The sequence below is a fragment of the Nostoc sp. DedQUE12b genome (genome assembly GCF_034530835.1).
In the GTDB taxonomy this organism is placed as follows: Bacteria; Cyanobacteriota; Cyanobacteriia; order Cyanobacteriales; family Nostocaceae; genus Nostoc.
Genome location: NZ_JAVRCI010000031.1, coordinates 35,531 through 54,461 on the forward strand (window position 1 = coordinate 35,531; position 18,931 = coordinate 54,461).

Sequence of the window (18,931 nt, forward strand, 5' to 3'; positions counted from 1 at the left end):
TAGGTTTCCCAAAAACATCGCAATCTTTACTGTCAGTTCGCTGATTTTAAATTGATTGAAATAATTAAAGCTCCCAAATTCTAACTGACTTTGGGAGCTAATAATTTTAAGTTCACCGCGACGCCGTTTTACCTAAGTTTATGACCTGGGTTTATCCAGGTGGGAACCTAAATTCCTCGTTTAAAGTTTCCGGGTACATGCCCGGTATACTGCCACGAGAACAGTTGACTCCCTTGTCATTAAAGGCATAGATCAAAAAACTTGATGGCAGTCACCAACGTCGTAGTGCAACTCACTCATTATAGCTTTTCAAAAGATGTTGTGTGTTCAATATCGAAACTTTCTGATCTATTTACCTGGGATACCAGATAGATTCTATGCTGTGGGCGATGTCGTTGGCGTATGCACTTGCCGACTCTTGATTGTGATTATCCAGCAAAACAGTGACATGTCCCAACTTCCGCCCAGGACGTGATTCTGTCTTCCCATACCAGTGAACGTGCGCCTGGGGAATTTCTGCTATTTGTTGACGCTGGCTTTGGTAGTCGCTATAAGAATTTTTATACCCCAGTAGGTTGACCATTACAGCACCCGCGCATTGTAAAGCCGGATTCCCTAAAGGTAAACCACAAATGGCTCGGAGGTGTTGCTCAAACTGAGATGTTTCGCAAGCGTCAAGAGAAAAATGTCCAGAATTGTGGGTACGTGGTGCAATTTCATTTACCAGTACTTTGCCATCAGCCGTGAGAAATAGCTCAATTCCAAAAATTCCCACTACTTCTAGGCTATTTAATAGAGTATGTGCGATCGCTTGGATTTCTGCTACCTGATTAGGCGCAATCTCGGCTGGTGCAATCACCCGCCGACATACTTGTTGTTCTTGTTGGGTTTCCACTACTGGGTAAGTGACAATTTCTCCCTCTACAGAACGAGCTGCAATTATTGCTAATTCTCTTTCAAAGGGGACAAATTCTTCTACCAAGAAAAGTGATGGATTTAAAGTCTTTGTTGTGGTTTCATGACTTAGCTTTTGTTCTAAAGCAGCAAAATCCTGAATTATGAAAGTACCTTGACCGTCATAACCATGACGGCGGGATTTCAGAACTGCTGGAAAACCTAGATATTCTATTTTGGATTGAATATTTTCCACCTCCTCAAGAGCGAAAAATTGAGGAACTGGTAAGCCCAAATCACGTAAATAACAACGCTGATGATATTTATCTAAAAGAGGAGCTAAAGCTTCTAATTTAGGACGGAAACAAACGCCTTGCTGTGCTAAACCAGATAAAGCTTGCAGGTTAACAAATTCATTTTCAAAGGTGATGACATCGCATTTTTGAGCTAAGATTTCCGTAGCATTTGCATCATCAACTGGTGCAAAAACAGTTTCCTGAGCGATTGACACAGCCGGGTCGTGAACGCTTGGAGTTTGTACTACTAATTCTACGCCTAGCTTCTCTGCTGCATCCGCCATCATCCAGGCTAGTTGTCCGCCACCAATTACACCAACACGCTTCATTGACATCCTAGAGAATCACGAGTTTGCACGCCTGTTTTGGAATTCACACCACTGGCTTTTTCGCACAGTTCTTTAATTTGCGCTCTATCCAAAATTGCATCTGTAAAATCTGCACCGTCTATATTTACATCATTAAATATGGCGCGGAGCAAAAGAGCTTCTTTGAAAACTACATCGCTCAAATCTGCCTTAGTCAAGTTTACCTGATCAACCATTGCATTCGTTAAATCCGCTCCGTGGAGATTTGCTTTTGTCATCACTGAAGCGCTCATAACTGCTCCGCGTAAGTCAGCGTTTGTAAAGTTAATCAATTCCATATTGGCGTTAGAAAACTCCGCAGCTTGCAAACTCTGTCCAGAAAAATCACGTCTTGACAACTCTGCATTGCTAAATGAAAGCGGATGAGTCCAGTCTACTGCCACTGCTGGATCGGCCACACACCAGATAATAATTCCCAGAAGGAATGCCAACCCTTGCCGCCAAAATATATTGAGAGCCAATTTAGTGTATAATCGCCGCATTTAATTACCGCACTTGAATATTAGCAAGACTGGATCGTACTAATTGAGACTCGCAGCCTTGCTACTGGACTTGGAGAACGTGTATTGCCGTTGCTTAATATTTTGTAACGCAAAAAGAGCATAAACTTCTTACTTTAGCAAAATTATCCCTGCTACTTGAGGTAGAGAGTAACAATCTGCGATCGCACTAAAATTAGATATCCAGAACAATAATTATTAAATACAATACAGATTGCAATGACTAAGTATAAATTACTTATTACATCAAGCTTTAGCAAAATAGAGACGGGGAGCTTAAGTTACCGCTCTTGATGAAGATAAAACTTGAAATTCCTAACTCTCAAGGAATAATTTAGCTGAATAAAGCAATGTTTCCTATGGGCTATGCCTATGCTTGTTGACTTATTTACAATTCTTCATTTGGAGCTTTGAATTTCAAGATATCAAGAGTTTTATTGAGCAGTAATACTCACTGAATTATTTACAATTCTTGACTTTCCATTTTTCAAGTAAAGTTTGTTGTCTTTTAAATTCAACAGCCCCGATCAACTGTTAGTCTTTTAATTAATGAAAGCAAGGTTTGAGCGAAATTATATGCGTCTCAACTGCTTAAAAAGCTTAAAGTTCGATAATTAGCGTTAATTTTATAGCGATTAGTTTAGTTCTTCAGGAATCTCTAAGAGTTTACATTCACCAAGCACACAACTTCCACAAACCGAACTCTGAAACCCGATGATGAATCATTACTCACTTCAATGGATCGAGGCATGGTGCCAAGAAAATGGCTGGACAGATTTATTTGTTGAGCGACGTAACAACTTCTGGGCTTTCCCTCCGGGTGGGGTAATGCCGGAGCCAATTCCAGTTCATGTTCTCAGATTGATTAAAGCCGAAAAAGGACTGACTTTTGAAGAGCGATTGTGGTCAATATCCGCGGTAACTGGCACAATCCTAGCTGTTCTTTTTACCTTTTGGTTTCAGTCGCCAATGCCATTAGTTTTAGCTTTCGCTTTTAATGCTGTTACGGTGGCTCAATTTGAACTTGAAGATGCCTAAATTTTTATGTTGGGCTTTGCTATTAAAAACTGCTCTTGTCTATTTTCAGCAAGAGTAGTTTTTAATTTAAGAAGAAAGAATTCAGGTGTCAGAAGCCAGAATGGGCTAAACGCCCCTGACTTTTCATGGTATCTGGAAAAGGAGCAAGGGTCTGGGGTTGCAAGTATTGGGGTGTAGTCATTGGTATCAACTTAAGCTGAAAGCCTTTTCAAATCTTTGCTGCTGGTAGATTCCTTTTTCAGCTTATCTGCTGTACATACCAATTTGACAATTAGGGGATTAGTAGTAAAAATGCTGCAATAATGGTAGCCTTATTCAATAGCCTATGAAAGTATTGCTTTTATATTGTATCAAGGATAACTTGCATCTACTTTTAGCGAGCAGATCGAATGTACCTTCAATAGAGCTTGCTCCTAATCGGAATCTGGATTTGAAACTCTGTTCCTTGAAATGGTTGTGTAATACACTTCAACTGACCACCATGCTTATCCACAATTTGATAGCTAATTGACATTCCTAAACCTGTACCTGAGCCAACAGGTTTAGTTGTAAAGAAAGGGTCAAAGATTTTTTGCCTTACTTCTTCTGTCATCCCGCAGCCATTGTCAATAACTCGAATCATTACTTGATGGCTATCTAAAACTTCAGTGACAATGCGGATTTGGGGATTGTTATTCGTTGGTTGCTCATTTTCAGCGCTTATAATATTGCTCTCTGGCATCGAACAACCGACGATTGACTCTCTCAAAGTATCAATGGCATTAGTCAGAAGGTTCAGAAATACCTGATTAAGTTGCCCAGGATAGCAATCGACTTGAGGGAGATTACCATATTCTTTAATAACTTCAATGTTTGGATATTTTCCTTGACCTTTTAATTGATTTCCCAAAATTAAAAGAGTGCTGTTAATACCTTCGTGTACATCAACTCTTTTTATCTCGGCTTCATCTAGCCTCGAAAAACTTCGTAATGATAAAACAATTGCGCAGATGCGTTCAGCTCCTATTTTTATTGAAGATAACATTTTTGGTAAATCTTCTTTAATAAAATCTAATTCTATCGTCTCAGCTAAAATCTGAATTTTTGATAGGGCTTGTGGGTAGCATTGTTGATAAACTGAAATTAATTTTAATAAGTTTTCAGTATATTCATTCGCAATGCCGATATTACCATAAATGAAACTGACAGGGTTGTTAATTTCATGGGCGATGCCTGCAACTAACTTCCCTAAAGAGGACATTTTTTCAGTTTGAATAAGTTGAGTTTGCGTATCTGCAAGTTCTTTGAGAGTAAGTTTTAGTTGGCTGTTAGCTACTTCTAGTTGTGCTGGACTTGGCAAAGCTAGCGCCTGGGGAATTATCGGCACTAATGTGAAAGCTGTATAAACCGATATCAAAGCAGTCAAAGCTTTTATAAAACCAGATAGCCAATAAGTTGGATACCAAAGCGTCCAAATTTCCATTATGTGGGTTGTACCACAAAAGATAATAAAAGCTCCAAATAGTAAAAGTATTGATTTAAAGGGTAAATCCTCCCGCTTCCGAACAAAGTAAACAAGCGCTATGGGGATAGAGAAATAGGCAAGAGCAATTAAAGAATCTGATAAGATGTGTAACCAAACTAAGCTTGTCTTCCAGAGGTAACAATGTCCATGAGGAATAAAACCATTTGAATAGAAGGGATAGTTGAAAAATGCTAATATCATGCTATAAATTGCTGGGATTTTCGTGTATTGTGCAACTATAGTATTCCCAAATCATCGCTCAAGCTGAACTTTGATCCGCTAAAGCATCTGCTCAAAGTCGCGGATGTCGTAGGGCAAACGCATCTAAAGCATAATAATCCTTTCATAGCAAGGGTTTCGACGTTTTTTAATCTAGCTTATTTTTTCGTCAAGATTTTTCTAGGTAGTGGTGGGGTCAAACTGCTGTAATTTATGTGCAGCAAACATTTCGGCAGATATTGAGTTCAAGTTAGAGATTTTGCGAGAAGTTGACCATCCAAAACCAGGGTAAGTTGCCCATTGGCAAGAACGCTAGTTCCTTGGATATAAGCAGCAACTGGGATTGCTTCCCCCAGAGGATGGATCGCAGAAGATTGTTTGCCGATGATGCAATCTACTTCTAAAGCACATCGTTTGTCTAAGTAATGAAATACTAATAAAGGCTTATCTTGCTTGAAAGCATTTAGTGTATCTGTGCTGTAAGTAGTAACTGAGGTGGGAAGGTGGTTAGGACAAATCAGCACATCAGTCAATAAGTGGATAGGGACGAGCATTTCTGTTGTTAAATCCTCATCAGCACAACCAAGGAAGCCACTGGTGCCAGAAGACTGCAAAAATAACATACGTCCCGCTTGAGTTTGGATAATTTGTTCGGACTGAGATAGACAAATCTGCTCTACAGAATCGGCAATAAATGCATAGACTCTGGAGTTAGCTTGACAGACGATAAGTTGAGCAATTTTTCGATCGAGGGGAATTTGGAGCGAGAAGGCTGTACCATGTCCAGCTTTAGACTTCAATACTATTCTTCCCTGAATAGCTGTTAATTGCTTGCAAACTTCAGTTAATTCTACTCCTAACTCTAAGGCAGCGCGATCGCATAAAACAGATGAAACCTCTGGTTCAATTACCAGTTCTTGTAAGATATCCCCTGGTTTTGTCAGGGCGAGTCCTTGGGCTAAAGCTTGTTGATAGATTTGAGATAAGTTAAGTCCTGCGCCATCATCACAGCCATCAATAATCAGTTGATTTCCCTGCTGGTAAACTTGAATTTCAATAATACCGTTGCTATTTTTACCAAGGTGTTGGCGTGTTTGGCCAGACTCAATACTTTGCTCTAGTAAATAGCAACTTATATGCAACAGGAGGGTGCGGAGGCGATCGCTAAATGCCCGATCGACTTGGATATCGCTAACTTGTAAATGTAGTCTAGCAGACTTATCTTGTAGAGCTTGTAACTGAGACCAAAGCCGATGCAACGGTTCTAAGGCTACTTTTAAAGGAATAGTTGTAACTTTTTTGACTAAATTGGAAGAATGGTTAAGTAATTTTTTCTGCTGTATAAGTTCTTGTTTGAGTTGGTGATGATTGTTATTAAGCGAATGAACAGTTGATGCCACCTGAGACGCTTCAGCCAAAACAGATTGCAGAGTACTGTATAATTGCTGAGAGCGAGAAGCAGCTAGAGGAGAAAGGGTATCTGAAATTGCTGCTAAACGTCCTGACCATTCCTGTAGGTTATCGAGCAGGTGTTGTAATCGTTTAACTTGTCGGAGCAACCGCCCGATCATATGTTGATGTTGTTCTTCTTGACAGGCTTGCTGATTATATGTAGTTAATAATGTTGTAATTAGCGCGTTTAGTTGTTCGAGATGCTTAATATTGATGGGTGTGGCGGCTGGAATACTTGTTGCAAGAATGGTAGAAATCGATTCTTGCAAAGAGAGTGGATGGCGATCGCTCAAAGATTTAACTAGGGATGCAACAGAAGTTTCAGTAGGCAGAGAAAAATCCCCCAACCAAGCTTGGAAATCTTCTTCCCCATAATCCTCCAGGTTTGCTAGTTCCCCTGCCTTGATGGGAAGCTGCTCGGTTTCTACGCGAACAAGGCTGTCAGACTGGGGGCTAGTTTCATCTATTAGTTCTCTGTCAAGACTTTCCTTGTCTTTAACGATAACTTGCTTTGCAGAAGATTCTACCTCGGCCAAGCGATCGCCAAACTGAATAACTGGTTGATGTTCCTGCGGTTGCTCTACCGATGTCTCAAGGTTTGTTTCCTGGGGGATAACACTTTGTTGGCGATCGCCAAACTCTGCTTGTAGACGAGCAACAATGGCAGACATCCGCTCCAGAATTTCTACTTCGTCAATTTGCGAGGCTGTTAAAAATGCCATCAACAGCATCTGTAGGCAATCTAATCCTTCCGACAACAGGGAGGCGATGGGGGCGTTGACAGTTGCTCGATACTGATGCAGAAGCTGAAAAATCTCTTCTAGTGCAGCCGCAACTATGGCAATGGTATCTAGCTCGGCTACTATGGCAAGCGAATGCAGAGAGCGAGCAGCTTCCATGAGAGCCAAAGCTGTACCAGGGTTACTGTCTTTTGTATAGTTAGGCAACTCCTGCTCCAAGAACAGTAACAGATCGATCGCTTCTTCTAGAAAGCGATCGTCGTTCTGCGGTTGGGGGACAAAATCGGTACTCATGAAAACAACTCTCAGTTTCTATGGGGTTTGTGACAATTCTATGGCTTCGACATTGATTTGAGGGTACAAACAGCGATGTCGGCGATCGCTCTGAATTGCTCGTGAATTTGCTCGATTGACTCCAGCCCCGTACTGATTTGGCGATCGCACGGTTCGATAGCAGATGCAACGTCTGTTGCTGCCACCTGGAGTTCCTGAAACCATTCCTCTATATTTAGGGTGCTGTCGCGGGCTTGGCGGGCGAGAATTTCCACCTGTTCGGCAGCAGCTAGCAAACCTCGTTCCTGGTCGCTAGCTTTTGTGGCTTCGATGGCTGTATTCAGGGACAAAACCTGAATTTTGGTACTCAAGCCTTCCACAAGGCGAACAAAGCCAGAAGCTTGCTGGCAAAATTCACCAAGGTATTGGAGCTGTTTATTAGTAATAGCAACAGTATCTTGAATAGACATTAAATGCTCGTTAGCAAGCTCGGCGATTCTTGCTCCTTCTTGTACGGACTGGCTCACCTGCTCAAATGGCACTAGTAACTGTGAGCGATCAAAAGATTCAGCCTTTTGGGGAGGCGGTGACAGCTGTTGAGCAGGTGGAGCTACTATTTCAGCCCAGCGCAAGTTAATTGTCAACATCATTCCTACTTGTTGTAGCAAACTGCGCTCTGCTTCCTGCCATTGTCGGGGTTGAAGGCAATGATGAATAACTAACAAACCCCAAGGCTGTTGTTTGACAATCAAGGGCAAGCAGAGGCTAGCTTGTACCTGAAAGCGTTGCCAAAATTGCTGTTGGCGGGGAGTTAATTCTAATACTTCAGTGAGGTTGCCCTGCGAGTTTTGTCCGTCGCCAACATCGGTACTAACAAACAAATTTATCGGTAGGGATTGGTTGAGCAGGGATGTGCAACCTGCTTGTATAGCTTCAGCGATCGCTCGAGTGCGATTATCTTCCTCAAAACGATAAATCAGGACGCGATCGGCGTTGAAAACGTCTCGAAGGGCGGTGACTGTAACCTCCAAAAGTGCAGTTTGACCTTTTGTCTGCTGCATTTGCCGATCGATGGCCGCAAGTTGTTCTCGCTGGAGTTGAAAAGCCCCTCGAACATTTTCATCATTGTCACTGGGCGAATCCTTAGCCAAAGCTTGGATAAAAGCTTCGATTTGACTTACCTTCTGCTGCAATTGAGCGACCTTTGGCCCCTTAGCAGATTGAAAGACTGCTTTGATTACAGCCACATTAGCCAAAATTTCTTCTATCTGGATTTCATTTTCAACAGGCTGGGTTTGAGAATTAGGGTCTAAGGTTGCGATCGTCACAGAAAACTCCTTGGCAGCATCAAGTTAAATCAGTGAACAGTTATCAGTGAACAGTTATCAAAAAAACTGATAACTGATAACTGATAACTGATAACTGTTAGTTAAATCAGTGGGTTTGCCATTGCAATGTCTGGGCGATGGCTTTGGTGTCTAAAATCCAGCGATCGCCTGGCAGAATACCTCGAACAAAATTTAGCAGTTTGTTTGGGGAAAAGTCGGTTGGTGCCGATTGTGCTTGCTGTAAATCCTGCCACTCTACATCGTAGACATGAGCCACCAAAAACCCGACTACCTGATTTTGCAATTCGAGAACCAGAACCATTGGCTTTTCTGGTCGTGACTGCCGCTTCAAAAGTGGCGCATAACCAAGCAAATGTTCCAAGTCAACCAGCCGCAGCATCTGTCCTTGCCAATTATAGAAACCTAAAATCCAACTTGGTAAGGCCGGGGCTGGAGAAATTTTTTGGCTAGCGAGATGAATAATGTCCACTATTGAGTCAAATGGTAGCAATCCACTTCCTTGATTCCCCAAGGGAAAACGGAGAAATCTTTGCCGTTGTTCGCCTGATGTCAGCCCAGGAGCCAAGCTTGGGGTTGTTCCGGGCAACCCCAACTTATCAGCCAATATCTGGCTCATGCCTAGAAGAAGTACTTTCAGTGGTTCCTCGTTTGGTGCTACAGACAAAACAGCCATGTGGCTAACACAGCTTAACTCCGCCACTTGCCGATAAGACCACGGCACCGGACGCACAGCTGATAAAGGAATATCGATTAAGGCAGGGGGCTTGTCTACAGGAATGCCACAAATTTCCCCAGTCCGCGTTTGAGTCAGAAGTAAGAAGCGCCTTGAAGTGTCAACCGCAGTGAGAACTTGATGCGTTTGTTGGGGTTGTACTTTCTGGCGCAAGTCCACAATCGTAATGGTTTGCGCTCCCAAATCAACCATCCCGATACCACTTTCAACCGTACTGCTAATAGGAGGGCAAGGCATCACTTTGAGAACTGCACCAACTGGCAGGGCAAATAAATAGTCTGCGATCGCAAAAACAACGACTCGTAATGAGTCGCTCTCGCTCACAGCGCCAGATAATCGCTTAAACGGAAAGGGAGTGTTAAGCATAGCAAGGGTAAAGGGTAAAGGGTAAAGGGTAAAGGGGGAAAGGGGAAGGGGAAAGGGGGAAAGGGTGCAAGCCCCTAAACTTTATTTATGGAGGGGAAAAAGATTCAATTCCAGACTATTGCGCGAGAATTGAGGCATCCTTACTTCAAGCCCCTAACTTGAGTTATGGGGTTCCCTTTCCCCTTTCCCCTTTAACCTTTAACCTTTTCCCTGCCCGAAGGGCATTGACTGATTTATAGATTGAATTTGATTAGATAGCATACGGCTCAACTCCATAGCTTGATTAGAAAGTTGTGTATAAGTTGGTTGGTCTAGATAGCCCACTTCTAACGCTACTCTTAAAAGACTGCGAACTTCACCGGCAGACCCTTTAGCAATATTTAGAAAGTTTAAGTATTCTTTGCGAGAATATCGTTCAAATCCTTCTGCAATATTTGTAGGTATTGATACGGTTGCACGTCTTAACTGATCTCTTAAACCAAAGTCTCTACTGAGTTTACCTTCCTTAGTTCTTAAGTATATTTGCTTAACTATACCTTTTTGCCATACTTTTAAATCCTCAAAAGTTTCAATTTTTTTCCTTTCCATTCCTTCCCTTCTCCCTTCCCCTTTACCCTTTACCCTTTACCCATTAACCAATTCAGCGATCGTGGCTAGAAAGCTCTGTTCTGAATAGGGTTTGGTCAAGTAAGCTTTCGCCCCTAGAGCTAAAGCTAATTGGCGGTGCTTCTGTCCGCTACGAGTAGTCAGCATCACCACAGGAATCCCTGCCAAACGCTCGTCTTGGCGATGGTGTTCTAAAAACTCAAATCCATTCATACGCGGCATTTCAATGTCACAAATCACTAGATCGACATCACTGTGTTGCACCATTTGAGCGATCGCCTCTCGACCATCGCCTGCTTGCAACACTTGATAATCGGCTTTCTGGAGCGTCTGCACCAAACTTTGCCTTTGTACAACCGAATCTTCCACCACTAACACCGTCAGTCGGTTAGGTTGAGCAACGGCTGTATTGACTTCCATCGACTGTTGTTGCGGTTGCGTAGTTAGCTCGGATTGCTGCCCCTCTAGAGTAAGAACAGGCTCAGGCGCGGGCAATAGTTTAGTTGCAAGACTTGATGCCGGGGAAGTCGGCATCATATCTGTCTCCCAGGTTTGCCGAACTAACTCCAACGGGTCAACGATTAGGGTAAGACTACCATTGCCCAACACGCTGTAGCCTTGGATGTAACTAGGTAAAGTCAGGACTCTGCCGAGGGACTTAATTACTAATTCCTGCTCGACTAAAATCTGATCGACTTGCAAACACAGGTATTGATGCTCTGTTTCCAACAGCAGCAGAGGTTCGACGGTGTTCCGTTGTTTGACTGGAAAAGGACTTAGGTTTAAATTGTGGTCTTGGGTGAATAAAGGGTATTTGTAATCCAGCAAATTGGCAAGCGTGCGGATGGGAACTAGTTGCTGACTTTGCCCTTCTCCCCACTGCCAGAATTTTTGAATGCCTTGCCCGTGTAAAGATTGCTGGATTTGAATCTGCTCTGGCTGCGGTAATAAAACCTGGCTAACTCCTTCAGACAGCAACCCATAAGTAATACCTTGAGATTGACAAACGAGCAAGCGTGCCGTTGTCAAGCTCAGGGGCAATTGCAGGATGAAAGTGGTTCCCTGCCCTGAAAGCGATCGCACCACAATCGAACCTTGTAAAGCTTGCAATTGAGTGCGAACCACATCTAAGCCGATACCACGACCAGATAACTCACCAATCTGCTTGGCGGTAGAAAAGCCTGGTTCAAATAATAACTCTGCCAGTTGGTCTTCTGAGGCGTAGGCGGCTTGTTCGGGAGTCAGCAGGTGTTTTTCTATAGCTCGCTGACGAATGGATTCCCAGTTTAAGCCTCGACCATCATCCCGTACCTCAATAGTAGTGCGGTTGCCTTGATGATAAGCTTGAATTGTAATTGTTCCGGTTTCTGATTTACCCTGCTGACGGCGGGTTTCTATCGGTTCAATGCCGTGATCGAAGGCATTACGAATCATGTGCAGCAAGGGATCGTACAGCTGCTCAGAAATGGCTTTATCCACCAGTACCTTCGTACCGCCAAGCTTGAGTTCAACAGGCTTATGATAAGTTGCTACCATCTGTTGCAGCAGCCGGGGTAATCGATTCAACACTGTTCCTAGTGGAACCATTCTGGCTTGCAGCAAATCTTCCTGCGCTCCTGAAAGCAGTTGCTTGCGCTTTCCGAGACTGAAGCGAGATTGCTGAACTAAGGCATTAAAAGCCTCAATCTGTTCTTTTAATTGCACCATGTCTTCTGTAAGATTTTGCAGGAGAATGTGCAACTCGCTATAGTTATCCATTTCTAAGGCATCAAAATTGGATTGTGCCTCGGTAGTTGGAACTGAGCGTGGAGAGCCATGTATATGTCGCTGCTTGCGTTCGGGAAGCAGCAGATGTCGATCCGACCAAGTAAAAACTTTACTAAGTTGTTGTTGACAGTACAAAAACTGTAGTAGGGTGTCTTGAGCTGCTTTGTGGATGTGGTTAGATTGCAGGTTTTGTTGGTTTTCGCTGATTAGCAATTCCCCAATTGTATGGCTGAGGCGATCGAGCTGTTCTATCGCTACTCGGATACTGGGAAGTGATGCCGATGACTGAGCCTGGAGGCTTGGCGCTGGTGGTGGAGAGGCTGGCCGATCTGAGTCTGAGTATCGGCAGGATGTCTGTGGATCTCCGATCCAGATTGACTGTAAAATCCGATCTATGGCAGAGGGGGCTGCTACTGAATCCTGAGAAATAGGTGCCAGTACCTCCGGTGTTTTCGGTACGGAGTTATCAGTCCGCTTCGGGAAAAACGACCAAATTGATTCCGCTTCGCTGGCACTGAGGAGGGGAGATGGCTGATTCTCAGTTGTAGTCGTTTGTGTTGGTTGGGCAGCGATCGCAATTGGCTGCTCTTGTGGTTCTGGGACAGGAGTAGTTCTTTCTACCCATTCTCGCAATTGTGGAAATATCTCTCCTCCTTGAGTGCGATCGCCTGCCAGTACTACTGCTTGAGCCGCTTTAAAATTTTCTAAAGCCACCTGAGCGATTTGCAGTACTTTGTCTGGATGTGCTTTGAGCGCGTTTAGGGTCGCCTGGGCAATTTCTTCCAATCCAGATAAGCCATAAGATGCTGCTAGTTCGACGAAAAATTCTGCTTGGGAGTTGAGTGTTGTTTGAATTTGTTGCGGATCTTGGCTTTGGATGTCAGTTTCTAGCTGTTGCAAATCCTGGAGTACACTCCCGGAAAAGATTGACTCTACGACATCAAAGCCAAGTTCTTCCGAACTGGGAAGCGGAGCCTCACGACCAAAAAAGTCGCCTAGTTTATGTTGGAGTTGGGCGAAGATTGAGGCAGTTCGATCGAGTATTTCTGCCTCATTGCAGGATAAGCCCATCAAGGCTGCACTCAATGGAGTTCGCAGGCACTCATAAGCATCTAGAAGCAAAGCACCCAATTCTGGATCGATTTCCAGTTCTGGAGCGTATAACGCTTGGAATACATCTTCCAAATGATGGGCAATTGTCTGAATAGTTTCTTGCCCAACACTGGCAGCACTCCCTTTGATAGTATGGGCGCTTCGCATCAAAGCATGAACTTTTTCTATTGTTTTTTCATCAAGTAGACCGATCAAATTCTGCTCAATGGTTTGCAACAACTCTGCCGCTTCCGCAAGAAAAGCCTGCTCTTGATTACTGGGATCGGGGTTCATAACAGTTTTGCGAGATTAGTCAACTTTGAACTGGCTAACGCTGGTTTCCAGTTGTTGTGAAGTCATCCGTAGTTCTTCAAAAGACTCGGAGATGTGGATGGCACTTTCTGAAGTCTTGCGGGCGATCGCCGAAACATCCGTCATCGCCTCTGTCAACATCTGAGATTGCTGACTTTGATGGGAAACTGCTTGGGTAATTCCTTGTACCAGTCCACCAATTTCGTTGGTAGCTGCCACGATCGCACTCAGGGAATGACGAGTCTCATCGATTAAGTTCGAGCCTTGGACAACTTGGGTAATCCCTACTTCCATTGCTTCGGTAACTTCGTTGGTGCCAGTTTGAATTTCTTGCACGAGTCGCTCAATTTCTGTGGTGGCACTAGCGGACTGATAAGCCAGAGAACGAACTTCATCTGCAACCACTGCAAAGCCTTTGCCATACTCTCCGGCACGGGTAGCCTCGATCGCAGCATTGAGTGCCAGCAAATTAGTTTGAGTGGCAAAGTTTTCAATTAGACTCACTACTTTCGAGATTTTCTGAGAAGCTTCACCAAGGCGCTTAATCTTCTTCGCTGTTTCCGACACGGTTTCCCGAATCTCCAAAATGCCATCTACGGTTCTTTCCATCAGGGAATCACCAGCTTGGACGGTGTTATTAGCTCTTTGAACTGCCTGTCCTACTTTTTGAGCATCAGCAGCGACTATCTGGGTGGAAGTTACCATCATTTGTAATTGTTCCAGAGCGTGTTCGAGCCGTTCTGCCTGCTGTTGAGCTTGGTCAGATAATTTCACTACTGAGGTAGTGTTATTGCTGGAATTTTCACTCACTCTGCCAGCAGCAATCTGCACTTGTCGCACTAAATCTCGCAAACTTTGGATCGTAGTGTTGTAACCATCGGCGATCGTCCCAATTTCATCTTCAGATAGGGGCGCTCGAACGGTAAGATCGCCTCTAAAGGATGGTTCCAAAGCCATGAGAACGCGTATTGCTCCTTGTTGGAGTTTTTCGCGGGCGGTGCGTTCGCGCTCTGCTGCTTCTGCTAGTTGCTGCTCTTGAGTACGCACCTGTGTTAGGTAGTCTGCAAGATTGAGGGCAATACCAATCTGGACGCTGGCTTGGTTGAGGACATCCTCCTCGGATTGCTCCCACTGGCGCGGTGCGCTATTTTGATAAACTCCCATCAACCCCCAAAGCCGATTTTCTTGAAAAATCGGAGAAATCATGTAGGCTTTAGTTCCCCACATCTCTAACAATTGGATGTGACATTCGTCATGACCGACGGTATATATATTGTCAACCCGCAAACTTTCTTTGCGGGCATAACGCCCTCCTTGGTTGTACTGGAGATAGGTATCTCTAACTCTGGCAAGGCTAGTTCCCACCAGCTTAGGCCAATCCCCAGTCACAGACTCAACTACAAATTCTCCAGACCAATCAGGCTCAAAACGGTAAACTCCAACTCGATCTACTTTCAGCAGTTGCCGAAGTTCGTGGGTGGCAAACTGGATAAATTCCAGAACATTACCATGACTTTGGGCCATTTCTGTTAACCGACTTGGCAGGCGATAGGAAAATCGGGCGTTTGCTACTTCCCGTTCTGCCAGTTTGATCAGTTCCTCATTCTTGCTTAAGGTTTGTTGTAAGTATTGCGATTGTTGGACGGCAACCCCAAACTGCGTGCCGATTTTCGCTACCAAGTTGACTTCATTCTCTTGCCATTGCCGCGACCCGCTATTTTGGTAAGCTCCTAACAAACCCCAGAGCTTGTTTCCGGCAATAATCGGGGTGATGATATAGGCTCTAATTTGGAATTGCTCTAGAATTTTCAAGTGGCACTGGGCATGACCAGCAGTGTAAATGTCATTGATTACAAACGTCTCGTTGTTGCGATAGCGTCCACCTTGGGTTTGTTGTAGGTGTTCGTCTTCCCATATAGTCCTGATATCCGGGCCAACCAAAGCCACCCATTCACGACTTACGGATTCGGAAATAAACTCCCCACCCCAATCTGGATTGAAGCGATACACTGCTAGGCGATCGCATTCCAAATGCGATCGCAATTCTGGTAGGGCATTGCGGAAAATCGTATCTAGCTCTTGAACTTGGCGAATTTTTTCTGATAGACGTGTCAGCGCTCGTTCCCCTTCTGCGGTTCTAGCTAACTCTGCATTCTTCTTCTTGAGCTGTTCGATATATTCAATCTGCTGCAAGCCTATACCCATTTGCACAGCTACTTTTCGCAACAGTTGCACATCCTTAGATTTCCACTGCCGAGGGCCAGTATTTTGGTATGCTCCTAAAAAGCCCCAGAGTTTGTTTCCAATAAAGATCGGAGCGATCGTGTAAGCTTTGGCCTGGATTTTTTCTAATATCTCTAGGTAGCACTGAACGTGACCGACAGTGTAGATATCATTGACAACAAAGGTTTCATGATTGCGATAGCGTCCGCCCTGAGTTTCTTGTAAGTGATCGTCCATCCACATCGTTTTGATGTCGGAACCAGCTAAAGACAGCCATTGATCTTTTACGGATTCGGCAATAAACTCCACACTCCAGTCGGGATGAAAGCGAAATACTGCTAGGCGATCGCACTGTAGTTGTTTGCGTAAACTTGGCAGCAAAGTTCGGAAAATTGTGTCTATATCCTGGGCTTGACGGATTTTTTCTACCATCCCTGTCAGCACCTGTTCTTCTTCTGCTGCCCGCGCCAACTCTGCATTTTTCGTTTTCAGTTCTTCAATGTACTCGGCTTGCTGCACGGTTAACCCCAACTGAATGCCCAATTTGGTCAGCAATCGCACCTCCTCGGAATTCCAGTGGCGCGGCCCGCTATTTTGATAAGCTCCTAATAAACCCCAAAGTTTGTTTCCAACAAAAATAGGGGCGATGGTGTAGGCTTTAGCCTGGAACTGCTCCAATAGGTCGATGTGGCACTGGGCATGACCAACAGTATAGATGTCATTGACGACAAAAGTTTCATTGTTGCGATAGCGTCCGCCTTGGGTTTGCTGTAGGTGTTCGTCTTCCCATACGGTCTTGATATCGGGGCCAACTAGAGGCACCCAGTCACTTCCTACAGATTCAGCAATAAATTCACCGCTCCAGTCAGAGTTGAAGTGATATATTGCTAGGCGATCGCATTTGAACAACTGCCGCAATTCTGCCAAGGTAGTGCGGTAAATCGTTTCTGCGTGTTGGGAATGACGCATTCTTTCCGCCATGCGCGCGATGGCGTTTTCTACTTCAGCTACTTGGGTCATTTCTAGATTTTTTAACCGTAGCTGTTCGATATATTCAGCTTGCTGGAGAGCAATGCTCAACGATTCGCCGATCTGCAACAAAGCACCGGTCTCTTCATCAGTCCATTTCCGAACATCAGAATTCTGATAGGCTGCTAACAAACCCCAGAGATTACCAGCGCGGAAAATGGGAACAATGATGTACGCTTTGGCTTGGAACTTCTCTAATGCTTCTAAATAGCAAGGTGAAAAACCAGCAGCATAAATATCGTTGACTTTGCGGAAGCGCTTTTCTTTGGCGTACATTCCACCCTGCGTTTCCTTAAGATAGGTATCGGCATCAGGTTTAACAGGGGAGCCATAGTCCTTAACACTGCAACGCTCTGAAGATACCATGCCTGTTTTTAAAATGCTTTCTTGTTCCTGAATATCCAACAGGGACGACCAACCAGCAGCCACAGATTCAGCGATAACTTCTCCACTCCAATCTGGATAAAATTGATAAACGACTGCGCGATCGCATTTTAAAAATCGACGCAATTCTTGGGTTGTAGTGCGGAAAAGGGTGCGAAGATCCATTGCTTGCCCAATCTTTTCAATGATGCCGAAAACAGTACGTTCTCGTTCAACAAGTTTGGCTGACTCTTCAGAGCGTTGATAAAGTTGTTGCTGATATTGCACCTGTTGAATAGCAATACTAGATAGGGATGCAACCTGCACCATTAGTCGAACTTCACTATCTTTCCACTGACGAGGCTGAGAATTTTGATAGGCAGCGAGCAAGCCCCACAACTTTTCTCCCTGGAAGATGGCAACAATAATGTATGCTTTGGCTTGATAGGTTTCTAAAATTTTGATATAGCAGTCAGAAAAACCAGCACTGTAGATATCATTAGTGACTCGATAAATCTGTCCGCGATGGAAATTTTTGCCTTGGGTGTGCTGAATGTAGCTATCTGCATTGGGCGATCGCCCTGTTGTCCCAGCCAATCCCCCTTCGTCTGCAAGGTTCCTAACACTGCAATAGTTAACGTTATTGACAATTGCTGGGTTGTTTCGCTGTTCTTCTAATAGAGAAACCCACTCAGATCCAACAGATTCAGCCACAAATTCCCCACTCCAATCTGGCTGGAAACGATAAATTGCGACGCGATCGCATTTTAGTGACTGTCGCACTTCTTGGGTAGCAACGCGAAAGATGGTATCCAAATCTTTGGACTGGAGAATTTTATTCGCTACACCGGCAAGGATTTGGTCTTTTTCTACTTCTTGTTGCAACGTAGCCTGAATCACGGCAACTTGCAGTTGCGCTTCTAATTCCTGCTCGATTAATTTTAGTAACTGAATTTCAGCATTCTGCCACTGGCGAGCAGCAGTGCATTGCTGCACTACCAACAAACCCCAAACCCCATCTTTTGCTAAGATCGGCAAACTCAAACAAGCTCTTACCTGAAACCGCTCCATTAACTGCTTTTGGTAAGGGGACAAGCTTGCAGTGTAGGTATCCGCGATCGCGACTAATTTTTCTTGTTGATAAAGCTTGGCAGAACCCAACCCAAAAGTGACGGCGGGCAGTTTTTCCTTCAGCATTGGGGTAAAGCCGTCCCTCATTGCCTCCGCAGCAACTATCCCCAGCGTCGGATTCGTAAACTCATACAGCACCACGCGATCGGCTTGCAGTGCGCTTTGTACTTCTATGACAGCAGTAGCAAGCAAAGTATCTAGATCGGAAAATTGGCGGATTTTGCTGGCGATCGCCTGTACTTGCTCTACCTCTAATCCATCTCCTCCGTCTTGATATGGCAACACACTTAGCAGTTCTTTTAACTTGCGGATTCTCTCTCGCAATGGCCCTGTTTCCACCCAATCAGCTTGATCCAGTTCTGTTCGCAATTCTTCTAGAGCGGAGGTGATTTGCTGTTTTGCTGGTGCATCAACGGTATGCCCGTTATCAGTTTCCTTATAACCGTTGCTGGGATTTGAGTGAGGTTGGCTCGGTCTAAGATTGTGTTGCGCTACCATGATCTTTCTTGCTATGAAGGTTGTCGGAGTTAAGAAGTAGAATGCAGAGCGGAGGCTAGTTACTTTTTTAGAACGGCTTGGGCGTCCAGAAGCCTTTGTACATCCGCCCTTGGCCTTGTAAGTAAGCTCTAAAATTTAAAATACTCAGTGCTGAGTGCTGAGTGAATTAAGAAGTACT

General features: G+C 44.3%; 10 protein-coding genes and 1 other RNA gene. 1 reads left to right on the top strand and 10 read right to left on the bottom strand.

The window, feature by feature from the left end; all coding sequences use genetic code 11:
• Positions 1-108: 108 nt before the first annotated feature.
• The 3 genes from ssrS to RMY16_RS16810 all read right to left on the bottom strand — a co-directional run bounded on the left by ssrS (position 109) and on the right by RMY16_RS16810 (position 2,040).
• A non-coding RNA gene (gene ssrS / locus RMY16_RS16800) (6S RNA) lies at positions 109-292 on the bottom strand.
• A gap of 60 nt (positions 293-352) precedes the next feature.
• Entirely contained in the window at positions 353-1,519 is a 1,167-nt protein-coding gene (locus RMY16_RS16805; RefSeq protein ID WP_322737360.1) for a 5-(carboxyamino)imidazole ribonucleotide synthase, read from the bottom strand.
• Entirely contained in the window at positions 1,516-2,040 is a 525-nt protein-coding gene (locus RMY16_RS16810; protein ID WP_322662518.1) for a pentapeptide repeat-containing protein, read from the bottom strand. Before RMY16_RS16810 ends, RMY16_RS16805 begins: the two co-directional genes overlap by 4 nt.
• A gap of 732 nt (positions 2,041-2,772) precedes the next feature.
• On the opposite strand from RMY16_RS16810, the gene RMY16_RS16815 reads away from it, so the two are divergent.
• Positions 2,773-3,096, top strand: a complete 324-nt coding sequence (locus RMY16_RS16815; RefSeq protein ID WP_322737361.1) for a hypothetical protein — start codon at positions 2,773-2,775, stop codon at positions 3,094-3,096.
• Between the two features lie 397 nt (positions 3,097-3,493).
• Here the strand turns inward: RMY16_RS16815 and RMY16_RS16820 are convergent, their stop codons facing one another.
• The 7 genes from RMY16_RS16820 to RMY16_RS16850 form a co-directional block, all read right to left on the bottom strand.
• Positions 3,494-4,801, bottom strand: a complete 1,308-nt coding sequence (locus RMY16_RS16820; RefSeq protein WP_322737362.1) for a sensor histidine kinase — start codon at positions 4,799-4,801, stop codon at positions 3,494-3,496.
• A 263-nt stretch (positions 4,802-5,064) separates the two neighbouring features.
• On the bottom strand, positions 5,065-7,305 hold the full coding sequence (locus tag RMY16_RS16825; RefSeq protein WP_322737363.1) for a chemotaxis protein CheW: 2,241 nt from the start codon (positions 7,303-7,305) through the stop codon (positions 5,065-5,067).
• Between the two features lie 38 nt (positions 7,306-7,343).
• Entirely contained in the window at positions 7,344-8,612 is a 1,269-nt protein-coding gene (locus RMY16_RS16830) for a GAF domain-containing protein (protein WP_322737364.1), read from the bottom strand.
• Between the two features lie 106 nt (positions 8,613-8,718).
• Positions 8,719-9,732, bottom strand: coding sequence for a chemotaxis protein CheW (locus RMY16_RS16835; protein WP_322737365.1), 1,014 nt, complete (start codon positions 9,730-9,732; stop codon positions 8,719-8,721).
• A 198-nt stretch (positions 9,733-9,930) separates the two neighbouring features.
• The gene (locus RMY16_RS16840; protein WP_322737366.1) at positions 9,931-10,320 is read right to left on the bottom strand and encodes a four helix bundle protein; all 390 of its coding nucleotides are present in this window, start codon (positions 10,318-10,320) and stop codon (positions 9,931-9,933) included.
• Between the two features lie 36 nt (positions 10,321-10,356).
• The gene (locus RMY16_RS16845) at positions 10,357-13,491 is read right to left on the bottom strand and encodes a hybrid sensor histidine kinase/response regulator (protein ID WP_322737367.1); all 3,135 of its coding nucleotides are present in this window, start codon (positions 13,489-13,491) and stop codon (positions 10,357-10,359) included.
• 15 nt (positions 13,492-13,506) lie between these two features.
• Positions 13,507-18,753, bottom strand: coding sequence for a GAF domain-containing protein (locus tag RMY16_RS16850; RefSeq protein WP_322737368.1), 5,247 nt, complete (start codon positions 18,751-18,753; stop codon positions 13,507-13,509).
• Between the last annotated feature and the right edge of the window lie 178 nt (positions 18,754-18,931).

Coding starts and splice junctions, on each gene's coding strand:
- RMY16_RS16850 (WP_322737368.1), bottom strand. CDS start 18,753: ATGGTAGCGCAACACAATCTTAGACCGAGCCAACCTCACTCAAATCCC.
- RMY16_RS16840 (WP_322737366.1), bottom strand. CDS start 10,320: ATGGAAAGGAAAAAAATTGAAACTTTTGAGGATTTAAAAGTATGGCAA.
- RMY16_RS16835 (WP_322737365.1), bottom strand. CDS start 9,732: ATGCTTAACACTCCCTTTCCGTTTAAGCGATTATCTGGCGCTGTGAGC.
- RMY16_RS16825 (WP_322737363.1), bottom strand. CDS start 7,305: ATGAGTACCGATTTTGTCCCCCAACCGCAGAACGACGATCGCTTTCTA.
- RMY16_RS16815 (WP_322737361.1), top strand. CDS start 2,773: ATGATGAATCATTACTCACTTCAATGGATCGAGGCATGGTGCCAAGAA.
- RMY16_RS16810 (WP_322662518.1), bottom strand. CDS start 2,040: ATGCGGCGATTATACACTAAATTGGCTCTCAATATATTTTGGCGGCAA.
- RMY16_RS16845 (WP_322737367.1), bottom strand. CDS start 13,491: ATGAACCCCGATCCCAGTAATCAAGAGCAGGCTTTTCTTGCGGAAGCG.
- RMY16_RS16805 (WP_322737360.1), bottom strand. CDS start 1,519: ATGAAGCGTGTTGGTGTAATTGGTGGCGGACAACTAGCCTGGATGATG.
- RMY16_RS16820 (WP_322737362.1), bottom strand. CDS start 4,801: ATGATATTAGCATTTTTCAACTATCCCTTCTATTCAAATGGTTTTATT.